The 22,277-nt window shown below is 34.2% G+C and carries 21 protein-coding genes and 2 pseudogenes; 7 read left to right on the top strand and 16 right to left on the bottom strand.

The window, feature by feature from the left end:
* The 4 genes and pseudogenes from ACLL8X_RS08315 to obgE all read right to left on the bottom strand — a co-directional run.
* Positions 1–1,206 (bottom strand): annotated as a pseudogene (locus ACLL8X_RS08315) (methyl-accepting chemotaxis protein); the annotation flags it as partial.
* Between the two features lie 156 nt (positions 1,207–1,362).
* Positions 1,363–2,124 carry a glutamate 5-kinase gene (gene proB / locus ACLL8X_RS08310; protein WP_411990460.1) on the bottom strand — a complete coding sequence of 254 codons (762 nt, stop codon included), beginning with the start codon at positions 2,122–2,124 and terminating at the stop codon, positions 1,363–1,365.
* Between the two features lie 601 nt (positions 2,125–2,725).
* Positions 2,726–3,391, bottom strand: a pseudogene (locus ACLL8X_RS08305) (hypothetical protein); the annotation flags it as partial.
* 263 nt (positions 3,392–3,654) lie between these two features.
* The gene (gene obgE, locus ACLL8X_RS08300) at positions 3,655–4,677 is read right to left on the bottom strand and encodes a GTPase ObgE (protein ID WP_411990459.1); all 1,023 of its coding nucleotides are present in this window, start codon (positions 4,675–4,677) and stop codon (positions 3,655–3,657) included.
* Between the two features lie 128 nt (positions 4,678–4,805).
* On the opposite strand from obgE, the gene ACLL8X_RS08295 reads away from it, so the two are divergent.
* Together ACLL8X_RS08295 and ACLL8X_RS08290 are read left to right on the top strand one after the other, a co-directional pair.
* Entirely contained in the window at positions 4,806–4,943 is a 138-nt protein-coding gene (locus tag ACLL8X_RS08295; RefSeq protein ID WP_411990458.1) for a hypothetical protein, read from the top strand.
* Positions 4,944–5,075: 132 nt separating this feature from the next.
* Positions 5,076–6,083: a DNA adenine methylase gene (locus tag ACLL8X_RS08290; protein WP_411990457.1), complete on the top strand. Its 1,008-nt coding sequence runs from the start codon at positions 5,076–5,078 to the stop codon at positions 6,081–6,083.
* Positions 6,084–6,149: 66 nt separating this feature from the next.
* On the opposite strand, the gene rpmA is transcribed toward ACLL8X_RS08290, so the two are convergent.
* From rpmA to aspA, 9 genes are all read right to left on the bottom strand, one after another.
* Positions 6,150–6,404 (bottom strand): 50S ribosomal protein L27, encoded by a 255-nt coding sequence (gene rpmA, locus ACLL8X_RS08285; protein WP_002778821.1) that lies wholly within the window; start codon positions 6,402–6,404, stop codon positions 6,150–6,152.
* A 10-nt stretch (positions 6,405–6,414) separates the two neighbouring features.
* Positions 6,415–6,723 (bottom strand): 50S ribosomal protein L21, encoded by a 309-nt coding sequence (rplU, locus tag ACLL8X_RS08280; protein ID WP_411990456.1) that lies wholly within the window; start codon positions 6,721–6,723, stop codon positions 6,415–6,417.
* 154 nt (positions 6,724–6,877) lie between these two features.
* Positions 6,878–8,080 (bottom strand): CsgG/HfaB family protein, encoded by a 1,203-nt coding sequence (locus ACLL8X_RS08275; protein ID WP_411990455.1) that lies wholly within the window; start codon positions 8,078–8,080, stop codon positions 6,878–6,880.
* A 9-nt stretch (positions 8,081–8,089) separates the two neighbouring features.
* A complete protein-coding gene (locus tag ACLL8X_RS08270; RefSeq protein ID WP_411990454.1) occupies positions 8,090–9,427 on the bottom strand; it encodes a DUF6844 domain-containing protein in 1,338 nt (445 codons plus the stop codon).
* Positions 9,428–9,505: 78 nt separating this feature from the next.
* Complete coding sequence (gene lpoB, locus ACLL8X_RS08265; RefSeq protein WP_411990453.1) at positions 9,506–10,129, bottom strand: penicillin-binding protein activator LpoB; 624 nt, start codon at positions 10,127–10,129, stop codon at positions 9,506–9,508.
* A 25-nt stretch (positions 10,130–10,154) separates the two neighbouring features.
* Positions 10,155–10,526 carry a YcfL family putative periplasmic lipoprotein gene (locus ACLL8X_RS08260; RefSeq protein WP_411990452.1) on the bottom strand — a complete coding sequence of 124 codons (372 nt, stop codon included), beginning with the start codon at positions 10,524–10,526 and terminating at the stop codon, positions 10,155–10,157.
* 11 nt (positions 10,527–10,537) lie between these two features.
* Complete coding sequence (locus tag ACLL8X_RS08255) at positions 10,538–11,899, bottom strand: COG3014 family protein (RefSeq protein ID WP_411990451.1); 1,362 nt, start codon at positions 11,897–11,899, stop codon at positions 10,538–10,540.
* A gap of 108 nt (positions 11,900–12,007) precedes the next feature.
* Positions 12,008–13,342 (bottom strand): anaerobic C4-dicarboxylate transporter, encoded by a 1,335-nt coding sequence (locus ACLL8X_RS08250; RefSeq protein WP_411990450.1) that lies wholly within the window; start codon positions 13,340–13,342, stop codon positions 12,008–12,010.
* A gap of 16 nt (positions 13,343–13,358) precedes the next feature.
* Positions 13,359–14,765, bottom strand: coding sequence for an aspartate ammonia-lyase (gene aspA, locus ACLL8X_RS08245; protein WP_411990449.1), 1,407 nt, complete (start codon positions 14,763–14,765; stop codon positions 13,359–13,361).
* A gap of 256 nt (positions 14,766–15,021) precedes the next feature.
* Between aspA and ung the strand changes: the two genes are divergently transcribed.
* From ung to ACLL8X_RS08225, 4 genes are all read left to right on the top strand, one after another.
* On the top strand, positions 15,022–15,717 hold the full coding sequence (gene ung, locus ACLL8X_RS08240) for a uracil-DNA glycosylase (protein WP_411990448.1): 696 nt from the start codon (positions 15,022–15,024) through the stop codon (positions 15,715–15,717).
* A gap of 117 nt (positions 15,718–15,834) precedes the next feature.
* Entirely contained in the window at positions 15,835–16,071 is a 237-nt protein-coding gene (locus ACLL8X_RS08235; RefSeq protein WP_411990447.1) for a hypothetical protein, read from the top strand.
* Between the two features lie 81 nt (positions 16,072–16,152).
* The gene (locus ACLL8X_RS08230; RefSeq protein WP_411990461.1) at positions 16,153–16,350 is read left to right on the top strand and encodes a type II toxin-antitoxin system RelE/ParE family toxin; all 198 of its coding nucleotides are present in this window, start codon (positions 16,153–16,155) and stop codon (positions 16,348–16,350) included.
* Positions 16,351–16,549: 199 nt separating this feature from the next.
* Positions 16,550–17,242, top strand: coding sequence for an aspartate/glutamate racemase family protein (locus tag ACLL8X_RS08225; protein WP_411990446.1), 693 nt, complete (start codon positions 16,550–16,552; stop codon positions 17,240–17,242).
* A gap of 159 nt (positions 17,243–17,401) precedes the next feature.
* Here ACLL8X_RS08225 and cydB read toward each other — a convergent pair whose 3' ends face one another.
* From cydB to ACLL8X_RS08210, 3 genes are read right to left on the bottom strand one after another with little or no spacing between them, the layout of a single operon-like run.
* A complete protein-coding gene (gene cydB, locus ACLL8X_RS08220) occupies positions 17,402–18,526 on the bottom strand; it encodes a cytochrome d ubiquinol oxidase subunit II (protein WP_411990445.1) in 1,125 nt (374 codons plus the stop codon).
* On the bottom strand, positions 18,526–20,088 hold the full coding sequence (locus ACLL8X_RS08215) for a cytochrome ubiquinol oxidase subunit I (RefSeq protein WP_411990444.1): 1,563 nt from the start codon (positions 20,086–20,088) through the stop codon (positions 18,526–18,528). Before ACLL8X_RS08215 ends, cydB begins: the two co-directional genes overlap by 1 nt.
* A complete protein-coding gene (locus tag ACLL8X_RS08210) occupies positions 20,085–20,321 on the bottom strand; it encodes a DUF4492 domain-containing protein (protein ID WP_411990443.1) in 237 nt (78 codons plus the stop codon). The genes ACLL8X_RS08215 and ACLL8X_RS08210 overlap by 4 nt, the downstream gene beginning before the upstream one ends.
* Positions 20,322–20,607: 286 nt before the next feature.
* Between ACLL8X_RS08210 and ACLL8X_RS08205 the strand changes: the two genes are divergently transcribed.
* Positions 20,608–22,254 carry a lactate permease LctP family transporter gene (locus ACLL8X_RS08205; protein WP_411990442.1) on the top strand — a complete coding sequence of 549 codons (1,647 nt, stop codon included), beginning with the start codon at positions 20,608–20,610 and terminating at the stop codon, positions 22,252–22,254.
* Positions 22,255–22,277 lie beyond the last annotated feature (23 nt).

The raw sequence follows: 22,277 nt of genomic DNA, 5'->3' as shown, positions 1-22,277 counted from the left end.
TGCTGTAAGATTACCACTTTCTACTACTGAAACTGTTTCTACACTTTCTTTTACTGCTTGATTATCTTGTTCTAAACCTTTTTTAGTAGCTAGAATGTTTTCATTGATGGCTTTAGTCATCTGGGCTATTTCATCATTGTTATTTGTTTTTAAATCCCTTGGTGGAAAGGTGGTTTTGAAGTTGATGTAATCAAAGAAGCTTAAAAGATGCTTAAGTATGTTGTGGATATTTTGCGTTACAAAGAATTTCACATAGAAAAAGACTATAAGAGCGATGATAATCATACCCATAGCAGAACAGATGATAATAGTATAAAGTAGGCTGTAAAAAGACTCATAAACGCCTTCATCAGGTGCTAGGGAAATCATTGTCAAAATAGTATCGCTGTTTAGAACTTTAAAAGGTTGCACACCTGCTGTATAATGAATCCCTAGAAAATTATAAGCGATAATATCTCTTGTGTTATTCATAGAATTTGCGATGATTTTTTGAGCACTTGGGTCGGTGTTGATTTCTTTTAAATTTTTACCTACAAATTCTTTGTTAGGATGAAGAATAACAATACCATCTTGAGTAATCAAAAAGCGTCTGTCTCCTTTAAAAATACTGCGTCTTTCATTAAATAAATCTTCTTCTATGGAATTTAGGTTGTATAAAACTCCTAGCGTGGCGACTTTTTGCCTAGCGGGGTTAAATATATCGATGGTAAGATTAAGCGTTATAAAATTTTTGTTTTGAATTTGGAATTTAACAGGCTTTGATATGCCTATTTTTCCATTTGTGCTAGGGCTAGTGTTGGCTAACAAATCCGATTTTAACTTGCTATCCATTGTAAAACTTTTGCCGTTTTGTGCAATAAAAGCTTGGGAATTTGTTCCTATGATATAAGCGTATTCTACGAGATTAGTATCCCCTGAGAGACTTTCTACTACATCCTTCATTTGACCTTCGTCAAAAACATTGTGTCCCAGAGTGGATTCTACCCTATGGACAACAAAGCTCATAGTGGAAGTAACTTGATTGACATAGCCTTCGACTTTATTGACATTTCTAGCATTGGCATTTGCTACCAATAGGCTTGTTTCGTGGTCTAAAGTGCTATAACTTCGAAAAGCAATCAAAGCTGTTAAGGCTGAGATTACAACAAAAACGGATAACAAAACAACGAAAATAATCTTCGTTCCTAGTTGGAAATTTCTAAACATTGATAAACCTTTTTTGATTTGTAATTTTTGAGTTCGAGGTCATATTATCAAAAAAAAAAAAACAAAATTAAAAATTAAAAAATTTTTGCTTTTTTTCAAAAAACATTACAAAATTACACAATTTAAGTAAATTTTAAAATAATTTTAAAAAGCAACTTATAAATTTACAAATAAAGTCCCGCCCTTTTGTTGATTTTCTAGCAAAAATGCTTTCACTACATCTAGGTTAAAACCACTAGCTAAAAACATTTTTTTATCACGCTCAAGCAAAAATTTAGCTGCTTTAAGCTTGGTTACTATGCCACCTGTTCCGTGTTCGCTACCTGTTTTAACACCCATTTTAAGCCATTCTTCCTTGATAAAATCAACCTTTTCTAAACGCTTTGCATCGCTAAATTCGCTAGGATTTTTATCGTAAAATCCATCGATATCGCTTAAAATGACAAGCAAATCCGCATCGAAAAAATGCGTCGCATAGGCACTTAAACTATCATTATCGCCAAAGACAATTTCTTCTATGGCAGTAGCGTCGTTTTCGTTAATAATAGGCAAAATGCCTAAATTTATCATCGCATCGACAGCATTTTTAGCGTGTTTGGTAGCTTTTCTGGAGTCAAAATCCTTACCTGTAAGCAAGATTTGTCCGCCTATTTTATTAAATTTAGCCAAGAATTCATTATAAACACTGATTAAAAAAGCTTGTCCTATGGCAGCTAGAACTTGTTTATTGACGAGATTTTTCCTGTCTATATTGAGCTTAGTATGGCCTGCTGAAATCGCCGCTGAAGTAACTAGTATGACTTCATATTTTTCCATAAGTTCAGCCAAAAATTCCACCAAATTTTTTAAACGCTCAAAGCTTAAAGTATTTTCTTCGCTGATGACGTGTGAGCCTACCTTAATGACAATTCTTCGCATTTTTATCCTTGTTTTGGTTTATCTTGTGTAATTATACTTGTGTAAATTTAAAATTTTAATATTTTTGTGAAATTTCAATTTTGTAGGTAAATTGTAATGATAGGGTCTGTCATTGCGAAGGGTTTTAACCCTGAACAATCCCTTATAAATAAGCTGTTGAATTTAGCTCACTTCGTTTCACTCGCAACGACAAATAGTATTTGTTGTAAATTTAACCTAGTCAAATTGAAGTAAGCTGAAAAATATTTTAAAAAATTTAAGCTTTAAGGTCTGTTTGGAAAAATTTTTGTGTGAATTCTTTTTGTAAATCTTGTTTTTGATGGACTTGATAATTTTGTGTGATTCTTTGCTGGTTTTTAAGTCTTAGAAGTTCTTCTTTTGTGATATTAGGATTGTTTTGTATAAAGGCTCTAAATTCAGGGAATTCATCAAGCAATTGTTCTTTTTGACTTTTGGAAGCTTTAGAAGCTTGAATGATAGTCCCATTTAATTGGGAGTGATTAAAAATTTCGCCCTTGCCTTCATAAAAATTGCTTATTTCTTTTATGCTAATACCATCCCACTTAGGTGTAATTTGACCATAAGGGTCTAAAATCAAAGTAGTCTTTTCCTTTTTTTCATCATCATCTAAAATATCATTTAAAGCATCCACAGCCCAATTCATATAGCCTTGCATATCTGTGCCACCTTTGGCAGAATACTCAAGCCTACTAATGCTTCCATCAAAATTTCTATCGCTTTTTAGGGTTTCATCCATAAGCTCTTCAATACTTAGACTTTTATCGCTTATCTTGCTTCCCACATAGCCTGTGGTGCTTTTAGCCATTCTTAAAACAACCCAACCATCACTTTGGCTTAAATTTTGATTTTCAGCGACATCTTGGACTGAATTTTTTAAGACAAGATATTCGTCTTTTTCTATTTTGCCGTTTTTATCCATATCTGCATTTAAAAAATCTCTATTGACCATAATATCCTTATACCAGCCTTCTACAAAGGCAGCCGCACTTCCACTTAAGCCTATATTGCCATTAGAAAGTTTTAAAAAATCATTTTCACTAAAATGACTTTTTAAAAGTTCTATGCTTTTATCACTTAAATTTAAAGCAATTTCTTTATCGTCACTGAAAAAATGAATGGAATTTTTTGTATTTTTATCAGGGTTAAAATCACTCATATTTCTTTTGATATTTTCACTTTTAGAGGCTGAAAATACAGCCTCATTTTGAGTTTTATAAAATGAACTAGTTGCTACGGCAAACATCATCTATCCACGCAAAAACAGAAAGTAAAAGAAAAATTTTTGCTGAATTTTTCATATTTTTCCTTAAATCATTGTTTATAATATGCAAAGATTATATAATTTATATTTTTAAAAAATCTTAAAAATTTAAATTTTTACAAACATTAGCCAGTCTTATAAAAACGGCTTAAAATTTAACTTAGCACGCTTTTGCAAGACAAAAGCTCGTAATGACAAATGGGTCTAATTTTCCCTGAATCATCTTTAACTAAAACCAAATTCGCTTTTTAGCTCCTAAGCTCCTTTAAAAGCATAAATTTAAGCTCCTTAAGTCCTGTTTTTTCAAGGCTTGAGACCTTAATTAAAAAGCTTTGGGGATTGTTTATTTCTTTAAGATAATTTTCTAATTCCCTTATACTTAAAGCAATTTGTTTTGCAAAATCATCTCCGAAATTGACACTATCACTCTTTGAAATCATAATGCCAAATTTACGCCCAAAAAGCTCACTTGAAAAGCTTTCAAGCTCCCTTCTTAGCACTATAAACTGCTCTTTTAAGGGCAACTCTTTTAAAGGGTCAAGCACAAAAAGCAAAAAACTCGTTCTTTCTATATGCTTTAAAAACTCAAGTCCCAGTCCTTTTCCCCCACTCGCTCCTTCAATAATACCCGGAATATCCGCCATCACAAAAGAATTATACTCATCTACATCCACAAGCCCTAGTTTTGGAGTAAGCGTGGTAAATTCGTAGTTGGCAATCTCGGGTTTGGCATTAGAAACCACACTTATAAGGGTTGATTTGCCAACATTTGGAAAGCCTACAAGCCCTACATCAGCGATAAGCTTAAGCTCAAGCTTAACCAAACGACTTTCGCCCTTAATGCCCGCTTGGGCGTAGTCGGGGCGTTGATTGCTAGCGTGCTTAAAATGCGTGTTGCCAAGCCCACCTTTTCCACCCTTTAAAAAAAGCTCCCTTTGTCCTTCTCGGGTCAAATCTAGCAAAACTTCATTACTTTGTGCGTCTATGACCTGCGTTCCTTCAGGCACGATGAGTTCTAAATTGGCACCTTTTTTGCCATTTTTGTTACGACCCATTCCACACGCACCATTTTGTGCGCGAAGTTCTCTTTTGCCCTTGAAATTTACAAGCGTGTGTGTGTTGTTATCGCAAACAAAGATAATATCGCCCCCATTTCCTCCATCGCCTCCATCAGGACCCCCTAGTGGCACATGCTTTTCACGGCGAAAACTTACAGCACCTTTGCCACCATCGCCTGAAGCTAAAGTAATTTTAACACTATCAATAAACATTTATAAACCTTAAGAATTTTTAAAAGAAGTATAGTCAAAAATCTTTATTTTAAAATTATATTTTGATTTTTAAGTTTGAATTTAGGGGGGGGGTATAATGCTTTAAAATTTTAAAGAAAGGAGCGATAATGAGCAAGAAAATAGATTCTAAGGATAATGCTGCAAACATGCAAAATGCCAATAAAGGAACTAAAGGCACAAATAAGCAATACGACCAAAATCAAGGAAATCGTGGCAATCAAATGAATAATAATAAGAAAAAGTAAAAAGCTAATTTCTTAGCTTAAATTTACTACAAAAACCTTCATTCAAAAGAGTTAAAAGCTCTTTTGAATTCCATTTTGCTATACTTTCAAAAATCTTTTATTTATTTTTAACAAACTTTATAAAGAACAATAATGAATTACATAGGCTCTAAGTTTAAACTCAAACATTTTTTACTAGAAAGCATTTCACAGGAGCTAAAGGCTTGGAATGTGGATTTACAAGCTTGTGTTTTTACGGATTTATTTTCAGGCAGTGCTACTGTGGGCAAAATCTTTAAAAATAGGGTCAAAAAAGTCATTTCTAACGATAAGGAATTTTATAGTTTTGTTTTGGCAAAAAATTATATACAAAATTCAAAAGAGCTTAAAAGAGCTGATTTTTTAATACAAATTCTAAACGAAAAAACTCCTCTTAGCAAGGGTAAAATCTATCAACACTATGCCTTAGGAGGTGGGGAGAATAGGCAGTATTTTAGTGATTATAATGCTATGAAAATCGATGGGATAAGAAAGCAAATTTCTTTATGGAAGGATGAAAATTTTATTGATGAAAAGGAATATTTTTTCCTACTCGCTTCTTTGTTAAAAAGTGCCGATAGGGTAGCAAACACGGCTTCTGTTTATGGAGCCTTTTTAAAAAATTTAAAAAAATCCGCCCAAAAAACTTTAGTTCTACGCCCCGCTATTTTCGAGTTTAGTGCGAATGAAAATGAGGTTTATAATGAAGATGCCAATGCCTTAATCAAAAAAATAAAAAGCGATATTTTATATCTTGACCCACCCTATAATTCTAGAGAATATGGGGCGAATTATCATATTTTAAATACTATTGCTTTGTATGATGATTTCATTCCAAGAGGCAAAACGGGGCTAAGAGCTTATGAAAAATCTCCTTGGTGTAAAAAAAGGCTGGTTTATGAGGAATTGAAAAAATTAATTCAAAATGCGAAGGCTAAATTTATATTTTTAAGCTATAACGATGAGGGTTTATTAAGCTTAAATGAGATTAAAGAACTTTTTAGACAATACGGAATATACAAGCTTCAACAAAAAGAACATCAAAGATTTAAAGCCGATTCCAAACGCATTCAAAAACAGCACAAAACCATAGAATATTTGCATATTTTAAAAAAATATTAAAGTCAAAGGGTTTAAACAAGCATTCAATTTTAAAACAAGAAGATTTCTAGGCAAAAAGCCTAGAATTTATGCAGGATATACGGAAACTTTTTTTCTGTCTTTGTCTTTTCTTTCGAATTTCACAAAACCATCAATCAAAGCAAAGATAGTATGGTCCTTGCCTATGCCTACATTGTTACCTGCGTGGGTTGCAGTGCCTCTTTGACGGATGATGATATTGCCTGCTCTAACAAATTCTCCACCGAATTTTTTAACACCTAAACGGCGACCTATGGAGTCGCGATTATTTTGAGTTGAGCCTTGACCTTTCTTGTGTGCCATTCTTTACTCCTTAAGCTTTAATTTCTTTTACCACAACGCGAGTAAATTGTCTTCTAAAGCCTCTTTTAAGCTTAGAATCTTTTCTGCGTCTTTTTTTGTAAATCACAACTTTTTTATCTTTTCCGTGATTAATCACTTCCAAAACAACTTTTGCACCTGCTACGAAAGGCGCACCTACCTTTAATTCTTTATCATTGATAGCAAGAACTTCGCTTACTTCAATGCTTGCTTTGCTCGCAGCTTCAAAATAATCAAGTTTTAGCTCATCGCCAACACTGACTTTATACTGCTTTCCGCTGTGTTTGATAATAGCATACATTGCTTTTCCTTAATATTTTGGTAGAACCATAAAGCACCGCTTTGGGATTTAAAAGCTTTAATGGCTAGAAAAGTTTTGATTATATAGAATTTTTCTTTAATTTTTGATGAATTTAAGAAATAATTTAGAGTTTGAAAAGTCAAACTCTAAAAATTTAAAAGCCAAGATTTACCCCGCCACCCTCTTCGATTTTGTAATTTGCATCGCGTCCTATAGTATAGCCATTTCCACTATTTCCACTACTTAAAGGTCTGCAAATATCGCCGACTTTCATACTTCCTTCTAAAATTTTTGCGTAAGAAAGTTTTGGACTGGTGCGTACCACTTCAACGCTTCCTGTTTTTGTTTCTACTCTGCCCGTATTCTCTTTTGTATAAGCGTCTTTGATAGTTTTTCCAAGCGAAAAACACTCATAAGTATCGCCTCGATTTAAGGTCTGTGAGAATACAACTTCATTATTTTCCACGCTGGCTACTTTTAAAGGATAGATTGCATTTAAAATATCACTGGAAATTCTTCCGGCGATTTGATTTAAAGCTTGTTCATTTGCACTAAGACTTCCGTCTTTAAGATTGATTTTCATCGCAAGGGTATTAGAGAATTTAATTTGTCTTGTGGCAAATAAAAGCACACGATAATCCACAACCACTTCGATTTCTGTCTTTGTTTTGCCCGTAAGATTGCTTGTTTTTTGCTTTCCATCAATGCCTGCAATGGAAAAAAGCAAAATATAATCTGTCCCTAACACATTTTTAAGCTTGTAAATTTCATCCTTAGCCGCGTCACCACTTTTGATTAGAGCTTTTTCCATCTCGTAATAGCCATTAGAATCCCTATCTAGGACATTAAATTTTCTACTTTGAAGTAAATCTGCAATGATTTTTTGTTGCAAAGCGGCACCTATACCCCTTTTTGCAGGGTCTGGCGTAGAGTCAAAAATAGTAATACTTCTTCTACTATCCGCACTTAAACCGGGTGCTTGATATTTTTTGCTTGTTGTGGTTTTAAAGATGGTTACATTAGCTATATATCTACCATTTGCGTCTTGTTCAACGCTATTGATTTCATAAGTATCAGCCCTACCTTTAGTCGCTTTTGAAATTTGCTCACTATAATTATCCTGTATATTCGAACCTGAACCATCAGTAGAAACGCTAGTGTTAGACTTCTTTAAAGAATTGATATTTACCCCACTCATTTTTCCTATAGCTTCGATAATAGCATTATTCACAGCATCTTCTCTAGTCAAACCTGTGCCTTCACCCGTGCTTGATTTAGTCGTAGTTGTAGTTACGACTTTAGCATTAAGGCTTAGGCTTAAAAATAAACCTAAAAAAAGAATTTTTATCCATCGCATTTACTATCCTTAAAAATCATCCATACTATTTACAACATTGGAACTTCTTTGGATATTGGAAGAAGATTTTTTACCCTGATTTGGTGTATTTGCATTTGAATTTAAAGCTTCATTTGTATTTGCTAAATTTACATAAGAATAAAATCTTACAACACCCACATGCTCGATACCATTTTCACTTGTATAACTCCATTTTTTAAGGGTGCGAATGCCACGGATTTTTCCACTTGCACTAGCTTTTACCTTACTATTTACCTTATCGATAATATTTGTGATATTTTGGGTTTGCTCTTGGGTGGAATTATCATTTACATTAACACTTTGCTTAATGATTTCTTCGTAGGTGTCTCCTGTTGTTCTTTCATCTTTTAAGCTTAAATTTGTATTGATAAACTCAATGATTGCAGCATCGGCCATAGCTGCTGCACTTTCTTGCGCTCTATCTTCTAAGATATTTGTTTTTTTAGCATTACTAGCATCAGCCACATAGCCCCAATTTCCATAACTTAAAATCACAGGTGCGCCATTTTCATCATAAACTAAACGAATACCATATTCGTTTAAAAAACCTTTTTTATCTTGTGGCAAGTATCCACTAACCGCCTTGCCCTTGCCTTTAATAGTGCTTTGTCTGGCCAATGCCATATCTCTAGCTAATTGGCGTGTTTTTTTAGAGACAACCGCTATCACTCCTACATCATATTCGCCTCTTCTTTGCGTAACTATGGTTTGAACAGGAATAAGTCCGCTCATAGAACCTACCGCATCTGTCATAGTTTTATTTAGAAATTCTTGTTTTAATAAAGTCTTTTTTCTCTCTTCACTTAAAGAATTTGAATCCACGCCTAAATCTTTTAACGCTTTGTCAAGCTGGGCACCAGCTAATTGCGTAAGTTTGCCTAAAATTTGTTCAAATTTATCTCCTTTTGGAAGTTCTTCAAATTCTTTTGCATTTGTAGAATTATCCGCTTCGTAATTTTGAATTTTGCTTGTAGCTACTCTTCCGAAGGCATCCTTTATAAATTCAGTTTGCAAATTAAGCATTGCTTTTTGATAAGCATTTTGCAAAGCTTGTGCAAATTGTGGGTCGGTGTCATTTACAGCGACGGTGCTTTTTCCTATATAAAAAGTTTTATCTTCCTTAGTCTGTCCGTATTCTATACCAAAATCATTTGCAAATTCATCAAAAAAATCATCTAAGGATTTTGGAGTAATATCCTTAGTGCTTGCATCAGACATTTCGTTTTGAGTATTAATATCTTGTTGTGTAATTTCAACAGGTTGAGAACCTTGAGCATAAAGCAAACTTGCCATAACTAAAGAGCCAATAAATAATAGTTTTTTCATTTTTATCCTTTTGTTAATTCATAAAAAAAGCTCAAGTTAAAAACTTGAGCCAAATCTTATTTAAAAGTTCAATTCTTTTTACCAAGTTACACTTTTGCTTGAGCCTGTTTTATCGATAGTTTGCTCATCTTCCCAATACACAAGACCTGAATTTAAGTCTGTAAGTCTTAATAAAAAGAAGTATTCTACTTGGGTTTTGCCATTGCTAAGTTTAACATTATCTTGTCTGATTTTACCCGCAAGAGAAAAGTCAGGAGATACTAGTGTGCCTTTTTTGGCGATAGTATTTTGATTAAACTCATCATTGTCTCTTAATTCTCTTACATCTTCGCTCATACTATCAAGTGCCCCACCTGCTGCAACGGCTGAAGTAAGCACAAATTTACCTGATTTTCTTAAAGCTGCAGTGATTTTTGCAGTAAGTTTTTCAGTATCAATTCTTTGTGGAGTATCATTTACAACTCTACCAATAGCAATAACTTTTCTTTGGCCCGGTTTAACATTTGCAAAAGCTGGGTCGCTAAGCATACTCGCTATCATAGTTTCAGCAGCACTTTCAAAATCTTGTCTATCAAGACCCAAAGTTAAAGCATCTCCTTTTTTTGTTTGAGTTGCTTTTCCATCTGTGTAAGTAGTTTGCACACAACCACTAAAAAGTAAAGCTCCCGCAAGAGCAACCCCTAAAATTTTTGTTTTTTTCATCGTTTATCCTTTTTGTAAAATAAAATTAATTTTTAGCCTTAAACTCTAATCTAAAATCCTTCGCTCTTACATCGGGTGCAAGCTTACGAAGAACAACTTCTTCTCCTGCTGGAATTCTAAGAGCTTGATAGCCCTCATTTAAAACATCACGAAGCACAAAGCCATCTTTATCCAGCCAATCCACTTTGTAAATCACATCCTTAGCAAAAGTGCTACGCAAAATCATCTCAAATTCTAAATAACCATTGCTATTGACACGCTTTTGAAATTGCTTTACCAAGCTTTTAGGCAAAGTAGGGCTTAAAACCATACCATTAGGGATATTAGAACTAAGCTGATAGGTAGGAGCACAAGATACTAAGAAAATCGCTACACCCATCAAAAGCCATTTTTTCATTTATAAAAACCTTATTTTTGAATCAAATCTACGCTATTAGGCAAGTAAGGCGCAAAAGAACGAACAATCACTAAGGCATTTTTGTTTTTATCCAAAGTATTTTGATAAATTTCTTGACCCTGTGGATTTTTAATGCTTATATTGCCTGAATTTTCCACCATAGCGACAGAAACACTCTTAGGTAAGCCTCTCCACGAACGCACATCGGCTGCATTTGTTGCTGCAGTTGCCACAGAACTTGCTAAAGTTAGCCATCCACCTGTAGAATCATTATTTGCAACGGCTAAATTTAAAGTAGTTTTAGCTATGGTCTGAGCTAAAGCCTTGGTAATCATAGCTGGCATATTGATTTTAAACTCCGTAGCTACAATATCATCTAAATCCACAACTTCGCTCGTGCTTACGCCATTTACATTCAAATTAGCAAAAGAAGCTTCTCTTTTTTTCAAAGTTTGCAAAGCCACGCTAGTGCTAATAATTTTTTTATCCACTATGAAAGGTAAAGTAAGAGTAAAATCATCTTTTACAACCCCCATACCATTTTCATAAACTACAAAAACATATTTTTTATCTTTTTTAAGCACGGCTTTTTTTGCACGCTCGTTAAAAATTTTTGCTTCTTTTTTAATTTCTTGGTTGTTAGGATTAATAATCGCTACCTCTCTAAACAAATCCGCAGCTCTTCTATAATCCCTATCCATAAAGAAAAATACTGATGCTAAATAAGTCGCATAAGGATTTACAAATTTTTTAGTTGTATCGAATTCTTTAAACAAATTATCGTATTGTTGCGAAATTGCTTTTGAATTTTCGTTCATATTTTTATCGTAATTAGGGTCTTTTTTAGCCTTATCTATATCTTCACGATTTTTCTCAATCTCTTTAGCAAAATATTCTTTAGCTTTATCCTGTCTCATTAAAGCACGATTAAATTCCACTCTAGCATCTTCATAATTACCCAAATTCATAAAATTTAGACCCTTATAAACATTAACCATAATCCTCTCATACAAAGAACCTTCATAATCAACTATGGTATCATTGACTAAAGTTGTTGCAGCAAGTTTAGCGCCTTTTTTTGCGACATTTTCTAAATCTACATCGTATTTGTAGGATTCTTCAGCTACATCAAAAAACACATTGCTTCTATTGAAATCTCCACAATTTCTAGCAATCAAACCTGTGTTAATCCCTGTGTAAATCACATCGTCATTTTTTTCGATTTTTTCTAAATTTTGATTAAAAAAATCAGCTCCACAATACTTTTGTGTTAAAGCATTCTCAAAACTTGTATTTGTTTTAGTGGCATTAGAACAAGCACTAAAAAACAAAGCTGTTAAACCAACAAAAGCTAAACTAAGCTTTAGTTTCATCACGACTCCTTAAAATTAAAAATTTAAAAAGCGATATTATAACAAAAAAAAAAAAAATAAATAAAGAAAAAATATTTTTAAAACTCCCCTTAAAAAGAGGAGTTTTATTTAAAGAAATGAAGTTGCCAAAAATCCCAAAGCTACAGCAATAGCGATAGCTAAAACGCCCGGGATAAAAAAGGCGTGGTTAAAAATCAATTTACCTATTCTCGTTGTGCCTGTATCATCCATTTGCACAGCACCTAAAAGAGTAGGATAAGTAGGAAGAACGAAAAGGGCTGAAACCGCTGCAAAACAAGCCACAAGCATATAAGAATCCTGCGGAGCAGCTGCAGTAATACCAAGAGCAGTAACTATAACAGGAGTAATAGCCTTAGCCGTTGCGGCTTGAGAATACAAAAGCATACTGGCAAAGAAGAAGGCAACCGCTAACATTGCTGGAGTTTGCTTAACCCATTCGCCTGCTACTTCCTTAATAGAAGCTTCGTGTCCTGCTACAAAGGTATTACCTAGCCAAGCCACACCAAAAACGCACACACAAGCTGTCATACCGCTTTTAAATACGCTTGTATCTAAAATTTTAGCCGGTTCAACCTTGCAAAATAATACTATCAAAGTTGCAGCAGTAAGCAAGAAACTCATAATCGCTGAATCTCTAGGCATAATCACAGGGTCAATCCACTTGATATTGCTTGAAATGGCTGTTGCATATAAAACCACAGCTAAAACGGTAAGCAAGAAAATCCCCACTGAAAGTTTAGCTCCGGGCTTATCTGTGCCTTTTAAAACTTCACCGGCATCCTTTACAAGTCCGGCTTTAAGTCTTTCTTGATATACAGCGTCCTTGCTTAAATCAAGCGGAGTGATAAGACTAACGATAAAGGCTGTAAGCATACAAGCAACAAAAGTTGTAACTATCCAAATTCCAATCAAAGTAGGATAATTCCAGCCAAAACCTTCTAAAACCCCACTCATATAAACTACAGCTGCACTTACAGGCGAAGCCGTGATACCAATTTGCGAAGAAACAACCATCAAAGATAAAGGCACACTAGGTCTTATATTTTGAGACTTTGCCACATCCACTACCACAGGCATTAAAGAAAAAACCGCATTGCCCGTTCCTGCAAGTATAGTAAGAAGCCATCCACAAGCAGGAGAAAGATAGTTAATAAATCTAGGATGCTTGCGTAAAACCTTTTCAACCACACGCACCATATAATCAAGCCCACCGGCTTGTTGCATAGCAGAAATTGCCGCAATAGCCGCAGCGATGATTAAAATAACATCCCAAGGAATGCTTCCGGGTTTCATACCTAAAACAAGCCCTAGCACAACAACACCAAGTCCCCCAGCATAGCCTATAGCTATACCACCTAAACGAATTCCAATAAAAATCGCCCCAAGAAGGACGATTACTTGTAAGATTATCATTATATCCATAACTCGGTCCTAATTGCTATTTTTTAGCTTCCATATGAGGATTTAACATATTAGCCGGAGTTAAAATTTCATCAATTTGCTCTTTACTCAAAAGCCCTCTTTCTAGTGCAATATCAGCCACTCTTTTACCTGTACTCATCGCTTCTTTGGCTATACTGGCTGAATTTTCATAACCGATATAAGGGTTTAATGCCGTTACAATTCCTACAGAATTATAAACAAAATCAGAACAAATTTTTTCATTAGCCGTAATACCATCGATACATTTATCAGCTAAAGTGTAAATAGCTTTTTCTAACATCACAACAGAATTAAATAAACTATGAGCAATCACAGGTTCAAAAACATTAAGTTGTAGCTGACCTCCTTCGCTTGCAAAGGTTACCGTAACATCGGCTCCAATTACCGCATAACAAACTTGATTCACAACTTCAGGGATAACTGGATTTACTTTGCCCGGCATAATAGAACTTCCCGGCTGCATTTTTGGCAGGTTAATCTCATTAAGACCACATTTTGGACCACTGCTTAAAAGTCTTAAGTCATTACATACCTTAGAAAGTTTAGTCGCAACCCTTTTTAACACCCCTGAAATTTGGACATAAGCACCCGTATCTTGAGTTGCTTCTATCAAATCCTCAGCCACAGTGTATTCAAAGCCTGTTACTTCTCTAATCTTTCTTTCTACAACCTTAGGATAATCAGGATGGGAATTTATCCCTGTTCCAATAGCAGTTCCGCCCAAATTTATCTCTAAAATAAGCTTTCTAGCTTCTAAAACCCTTTGTATATCCTCGCCTATCATCACAGCAAAGGTTTTAAACTCACGTCCTAAAGTCATAGGAACAGCATCTTGAAGCTGGGTTCTACCCATTTTTAACACATCTTTAAATTCTTCAGCCTTTCTTTCATAAGCTTTTTTAAGATGTTCCATAGCCTTTGCCAAATCGCTTAAATAATCGTGCAAAGCAAGATGAAGTGCCGTAGGATAAGCATCGTTAGTGCTTTGACTTAAATTGACATGGTCGTTTGGATGAAGGTATTGATACTCGCCCTTTTTATGACCCATAAGCTCAAGTCCTATATTAGCTATAACCTCATTTGCATTCATATTGGTGCTTGTGCCTGCACCCCCTTGAATCATATCTACGACAAATTGGTCATAGTATCCACCCTCTAAAATTTTATCGCAAGCTTTAATAATCGCATCTTGGATATTTTTATCTAAAAGTCCCAATTCGTGATTTGCCATAGCCGCAGCCTTTTTAACCCTAGCTAAAGCTCTAACAAAGCGAGGAAAATCCTTTAATCTTTCATGAGAAATATCAAAATTTTCGACAGCTCTAAAAGTTTGCACCCCATAATAAACCTCATCAGAGATTTCCAATTCCCCAATAAAATCGTGTTCTTTTCTTGTTCCCATTTTGAACCTTTCATAAGTATTTTAATTTAAACCAAAGCTTATTGATTTAAATCATTAAACAATGATATTACATTTTTAGTTAATAATTGGTTAATAAATAAATTACTTTCAAAATACAATAAATTAAGTATTTTTATATCCTAAGTTATGTCTTTATATTTAATTTTTATTAATATAAAGAATTTTATTTACTTCAAAAAAATAATATATTTTGTAAGCTTTTTTTTGTTAAAATAAAATTTTAATCAGGAATAATATGGAAAAAATTAAAATAAACATAGACAAAATCAAAATCAATGAAGCTTGGAAAGAATTTTTAAAGGATGAATTTTTAAAAGAATATTTTTTAGAGCTTAAAAAGCAATACCTTCACGCACTAAAATGCCAAAAAATCATTTATCCACCTGCGAATTTGACCTTTAATGCCTTTAAGCTCTGTCCCTTAGAAGAGACTAAGGTTATCATTCTAGGGCAAGACCCTTATCATCAACCTTATCAAGCTATGGGGCTTAGTTTTTCAGTGCCTTGTGGAGTAAAAATTCCACCAAGCCTTAATAATATCTACAAAGAATTACACAATGATTTAGGGATAAAACCTTGCAAAAATGGGGATTTAAGCTCTTGGGCTAAACAGGGCGTTTTGCTTTTAAATTCCATACTCAGCGTTGAAGCAAATAAGCCAGCAAGTCATAATAATTGGGGTTGGCAAAAATTTAGCGACTCTGTTATTAGCAAATTAAGCGAAGAAAAATCAGCCCTTGTTTTTATGCTCTGGGGCAATTACGCAAAAAGCAAAGAAGCTTTGATTGATAAGAATAAACATTTAATCTTAAAAGCTGCCCATCCTAGTCCTTTGGCAAGAAGCGGGTTTTTAGGCTGCAAGCATTTCTCTAAGGCTAATGAATTTTTAAAAAATAAGGGTAAAAAAGAAATAAAGTGGAACTTAGACTAAGATAATTTTTATAATAGTCGCTATTCTTGGCATTATTTTTTAAAATAAAGCGATAAATAATATAAATGAATATATTATTTGCAATATTAAAATGATATTAAAGCAAAGGAGTGAAAAATGCTTGATTATTCTAAATATGAAAATGCTAGTGAAAAGCAATTAATCCACGCTCTTTCTTTGGTAGAAAAAGAATTAGATTTTTTAAAAAATAAACTCAATGAAGTTAAAAATAAAGAATATAAAAATAATTTCGATGATGAACCTACCAAAGAAACTATACAAACTTTAAAAAATGCGAAAAGTATAGGTATTTTTGATAACTTTAATGATTTTAAAAAAGCATTAGAAAGTTAAATAATGAGAAAAATCGAACTTTTAACATCTTTTAAAAAAGATTATGAAAAAGTCAAAAAACAACAATGAAATTTAAAAGCTATTGATGAGCTTATACTGAGTTTAGCACAAATGGATATTTTACCAGCAAAGCTAAAAGACCACGCATTAAAAGGCGATTTGAAAAATTTTAGAGAATGCCATATCTTTGGCGATTTAGTTATTATCTACAAAAGAGATAATAAAATATTAAGTCTTTATCGCATAGGTAGGCATCAAGATTTATTTAAAAAATATTAAGCTAAAAAGCAAAATAAAAGCTTCTAAAAATATCAATTTATAAATCCCTTCAAAATTCCCCGTTAAATTTAAAGGCTAAATTTCTTAACTTGCTTATAAGCAAAAGCAGTGCAAAAAAATAAAATGCTAGTTAAATTCAGTTTAAACAATCCCATAATTTGCTATGATTATGCTTTTAAAATCAAAATCAAGGATAAAAATGAAAACCATAGGTATTATAGGTGGCATGAGTTTTGAAAGCACGGCGACTTATTATAAGATTATCAACGAAGAAGTGGCAAAGAAATTAGGCGGTTTAAATAGTGCTAAAATTATCCTTTATAGCTTAAATTTCGAAAAAATTGCTAACCTACAAAAGCAAAATGCTTGGGATGAGGCAGCTAGACTTTTAGGAGCTTGTGCGAAGAGCTTAGAAAATGCGGGGGCGGATTTCATACTCATTGCTACAAATACTATGCATAAAATTTACGAACAAGTTCAAGCCCAAATTCATATCCCCTTACTTCACATCGCCACTAGCACAGCTAAGGCTTTAAAAAAGGAAAATTACGATAAAATCGGTTTGCTAGGCACCAAATACACTATGGCAGAAAATTTTTATAAGGATACATTAAAAACTTATGGCATAGAAGCTTTAACTCCTGATGAAAGTGATATGCAAGAGGTAAGCGATATTATCTTTAGTGAGCTGTGTAAGGGACAAATTAAAACTAAATCAAAAGCTAAATACCTACAAATCATAGAAAAACTTCATGCCAAAGGCGCTAAAGCCATAGTATTAGGCTGCACTGAAATAGGGCTTTTACTCCACTCAAGCGACACGCAAATTCCGCTTTTTGATACAGCTATTATTCACGCACTTGACGCGGTGGAGTTAGCTTTAGAAGTTTAAAGCTCGAAAAGCTCTTTGTAATAAGGCTTAAGGTTTTTATCGCTTTATAATTTACTATCTTTTTCAAGCTGATTGATATTTAGCATAATAAATTTATAGCTTAGATAAATAACCAAGGGCCAAGTAAGTAAAAATAAAGAATGCAACATTTTCTCTCCTTTAATATGCGTGTTCATCATTTGCGATTTCTTCGCGGGTGATTTTCACCCTATCCATAGCTCTCCAAACATAAACAATATAAGCTAAAACAAAAGGCACAAGTAAAGACACATAAGCCATAACGCTAAGGGTATAATAACTCGCACTCGCATTTTTTAAGGTTAAAGAGCTTTGCAAATCACTCAATGAAGGATAAAAAGCACTTTGACCTAAACCAAGACTTGCTAATAAAGCAAAAACAGCCAAAATCGTTCCAAGTCCTAGAGTGAAAATAGCCTTAGAACAGCCCTTTGCGCCTTGGACTATACCCAAAAGCACTAAAATAACGCCTATCACAAACAAAAGGGCGATGAATGGATGGTTTAAAAAATTATACAAATACAAATTCGCACTCATACTAATGAGTGCATTTGCTTCTATCTTAAAACCTTCTTTGAGAAAAATCCAAGCCAAAAATCCTAAGAAAAAAGGTAAAAACAAAAGACTATTTAAACTCAATTTCTTTCTGGCTCTAGCCTTGATATTTTCATCATTGATATTATTCATAAAATACGCCGCACCTAAGAGTCTTGCTAGAAAAACTAGGGCTAAGGCTAGAAGGTAATTAAAAGGATTAAACAAAAGTTCTAAACCATGCAAAGAGCTTTGCCAAGAGACAAAATTATGCTCATTTAAGATAAATTTCGAACCGCTAAAAAAACTGCTTAAGGCTATGCCTATTAAAAATACACCTAAATAGCCATTGATTTTAAGAAAAATTTCATAAGTTTTAGAACCATAGACATTATTTTCTTTTTTGCGGTATTCGTAGCTTACAGCTTGAAGTATAAAACAAAACAAAATACAAAGCCAAGCCCAATAAGCCCCGCCAAAGCTTGTGCTGTAAAAAAGTGGAAAAGCCGCAAAACTTGCCCCACCAAACATTACTAAAGTGGTAAAACCCAGCTCCCATTTACGACCCAAAGAATTAATAAGCATTGTTTTTTCAAGCTCATTTTCACTAAGCTCATCGATTAAAGTTTGTCCGCCTTGCACAAAAAACATAAAGACTAAAAGTCCGCCAAGCAAACTTAAGATAAGCCACCAATAAATTTGCAAAGCCTCAAGCTCTAAACCCAAAAACATTATTTTTCTCCTTTACCCATAAGTGGAGTATGTCCAGCGTGAGCATCAAAGCCTTTTTGAATTTGTGTAAGCATAATCTTAAGCTCCGCAATCAATAAAGCCGTAAAAAGCACCGCAAAAATCCAAAATGAAATTTGAACATTAACCTTTCCTAGCCCAGTTGCAGCGATACTTACAGGCATTAAATCCTGTATAGCCCAAGGCTGCCTACCCGCTTCAGCCACTATCCAACCCGCTTCAGCGGCAATATAACCCAAAGGAATGGATAATAAACACAACCAAAGAACTTTTCTAAATTTCTCAATATCATTTGCCATAGTAAGATAAAGCGTTATAATAAAAAGCACGAAGAAAAAGCTTCCTAGTGCGACCATAATGTGAAAACTATAAAAGGTTAAAGCCACAGGTGGAATGGTATCGCTAGCTTTTTCTAAGTAACCATAACCAAAGTCTTTAAAATTTGCTTCTAAAAGGCTTTTATGCTTGTGCATAGCTTCTGTATTGTTATTTTCTTTAGCGAATTTATAATCTTTTAAAGCTTGTATGGCGATTTTACCCCTATCAATGCGATTTTGCATAGGCTCTATACCTTTACTTTCATTTCCATAAATTAAATCTTCAATGCCCGGAACAAAAGAATTAGGGTCGCGGTTACCCAAAATAGACAAGGCATAAGGTATGGTAATGTCAAATAAAAATACGCTTTCGTTATTGTCTATTGTTTTTTTAGGGTTTAAAATTCCAAAAGGCACAAGCCCAGCACGATGTTCGCCTTGATAGACCCCTTCCATAGCAGCAAGTTTCATAGGCTGGGTTTGGGTTACACGGTAAGCACTCTCATCTCCACTAAAAAATAAAAATATCGAGCAAACCAAGCCAAAGCTAGCACCCACAACTAAGCTTTTTTTCGCTTCTATGATATGACGATGCTTTAACATAAACCACGCTGAAATTCCCATCACAAAAAGAGCTGAAATCACATAACCACTACCTATGGTGTGTAAAAATTTCGAAATAGCTACGGGTGAGAAAGCCACTTCAAAGAAATTTTGCATTTCATTTCTGGCACTATCAGGATTAAAGCTCATTCCCACAGGGTATTGCATCCAGCCATTAGCGACTAAAATCCAAAAAGCAGAGAGATTAGAACCTATGGCAACACACCAAGTAGAGAGCAAGTGAAAGCCTTTGCTGACCTTATCCCAACCAAAAAACATCACCGCAAAGAAAGTAGCTTCTAAAAAAAATGCCATAATGCCCTCAAGTGCTAAAGGAGCGCCGAAAATATCGCCCACAAACCAGCTATAATTTGCCCAATTTGTTCCAAATTCAAATTCCATTATAATGCCCGTAGCTACGCCTATGGCAAAATTTATGGCAAATAAAGAAAGCCAAAATTTTGTGATTTTTTTCCATCTTTCATTTTTAGTTTTGACATAGATTGTCTCCATAATGGCAATGATAAAAGATAAGCCCAAGGTTAAAGGCACAAATAAAAAATGATAAAGAGCCGTTAAAGCAAACTGCGCTCTTGACCAATCAACACTGCTAAGTTCGTTCATTTATTTCCTTCAAGTGTGAGATTTTTAAGCACGAAAGCACTTTTTTCGCTATCGCTTTTAAAAATAGAATTGAAATTCACATCAAAAACAAAAAGCTTTAACACCACAAACATAACAAAAAGCTTGATAAAAATAATTTTCCATAAGGTTTTTCCTAGCGTTAAATTTTTAAAACCCTCTTTGTAAAAATTAAAAATTTTAAAGATACTAAAGCATAAATGCTTAAAATACATAATCCTTCTACCTTTTTAAACTTGGAATTGTTAAAGCATACTGATTTTATGAAAGGCTAAATTATAATGAAAATTCAGTTATTATTTTCTTAAATATTTTTAAAATATTTCATATTGCTAAAATATTTTAAACTATAATAAAACAAATTATATTTTCAAGTCTTAATTGTTACAAAAATACACATTTTTACTTTCAAAATCCCAAATTGCCTTTAGGGTATTGGCTTTTTTATTATTTTTTCTGTTAGAATGAAATCTAATATTCACAAATTAAGGAGAAAGAAAAATGGAACAAACTTGGCAACAGATTTTAGACCCACTAGGTAATATTTGGCTTAGTGCTTTGATGGCATTTTTGCCTATTTTGTGTTTTTTGCTTTGTTTGCTTGTATTTAAGCTCAAGGGTTATCAAGCAGGTTTTATTACTGTGATTTTAGCTAGCATTATAGCCTTAATCACTTACGATATGCCTTTTTCACTTGTAGGGGCTTCTTTCGTGCAAGGCTTTGCAAATGGAATGTGGCCTATAGCTTGGATTATCATAGCGGCGATTTTTCTTTATAAACTTTCGGTTAAATCAGGCTCTTTTGAGATTATCAAAGAAAGCGTTATGTCCATTACGCCAGACCATAGAATTCAAGTGATTTTAATCGGTTTTTGTTTTGGCTCTTTCTTAGAGGGTGCTATTGGTTTTGGAGGACCTGTGGCTATCACAGCGGCTTTGCTTGTGGGACTTGGTTTGAAACCTTTACACGCTGCTGGACTTTGTCTTATTGCTAATACCGCTCCTGTTGCCTTTGGTGCAGTGGGAATTCCTATCATCGCAATGACAAATTTAGTAGGCATCCAGCAATATGAAGTCTCAGCTATGGTTGGGCGTATGCTTGTGCCTTTAAGCCTTAGTGTGCCTTTTTTCTTAATCTTTCTGATGGACGGGGTAAAGGGGCTTAAAGAAACCTTCCCTGCTGTTTTAGTTGCAGCGGTGTCTTTTACAGCCACTCAGTTTTTAAGCTCTAATTATTTGGGTGCGGAACTGCCTGATATTATTTCAGCTGTGGTGTCTTTAGCTGCAACGACTATATTTTTGAAATTTTGGAAGCCTCAAAATATTTTCCGCTTTGATGATGTTAAGGACTTTTCTAACCACACTCAGCTTGAATTTGGCAAGGTGTTTAAGGCTTGGTTGCCTTTTGTCTTGCTTATCATTTGTATCATCATTTGGACTCAGCCTTGGTTTAAAGCCTTTTTTGCAAAGGGGGCGATTTTTGATTATACTCAAGTAACTATGGCTTTTAGCAATATTACAGGAAGCATAATCGATGCTAATGGCAAGGCTGTGGGTCTAAATTTAGGTCTTAGCTTCATAGCCTTACAAGCAGGAACGGCTATTTTACTTGCTGCTATTTTAACCATCATTTTCTTACGCATCAAATCAAGCGTAGCTGAAGAAGCCCTAGGCGATACACTCAAAGAAATGGCTATGCCTTGTATCACCATAGGTCTTGTGGTAGCCTTTGCCTTTATCGCTAAGAACTCAGGCATGAGTGCCACTTTAGGCACAGCCTTTGCTAGCACGGGAGAAGCCTTTGCCTTCTTTAGCCCTATGATAGGCTGGATAGGAGTGTTTTTAACAGGTTCTGATACGAGTTCTAATCTTTTATTTGGCACACTTCAACAAGTTAGTGCGCATTCTTTAGGCATAAAAGAAACCTTATTTTTAGCTGCAAATTCAGTAGGTGGCGTGGTAGGAAAGATGATTTCGCCTCAAAGCATAGCCATAGCTTGTGCTGCGGTGGGCTTAGTAGGACGTGAATCGGAGCTATTTAAATACACCTTCAAATACTCTGTGGGCTTTATCATATTCATTGGAATTTGGACTTGCATTATAGCCTTTTTCTTACAAGGAATCATCCCTGAAGTTGTGTTAAAATAAATTTTGCAAGTTTTAACTTGCAA

The organism is Campylobacter parajejuni (assembly GCF_046764905.1).
GTDB lineage: Bacteria > Campylobacterota > Campylobacteria > Campylobacterales > Campylobacteraceae > Campylobacter_D.
This window is presented reverse-complemented; position numbering and strand designations above follow the sequence as displayed.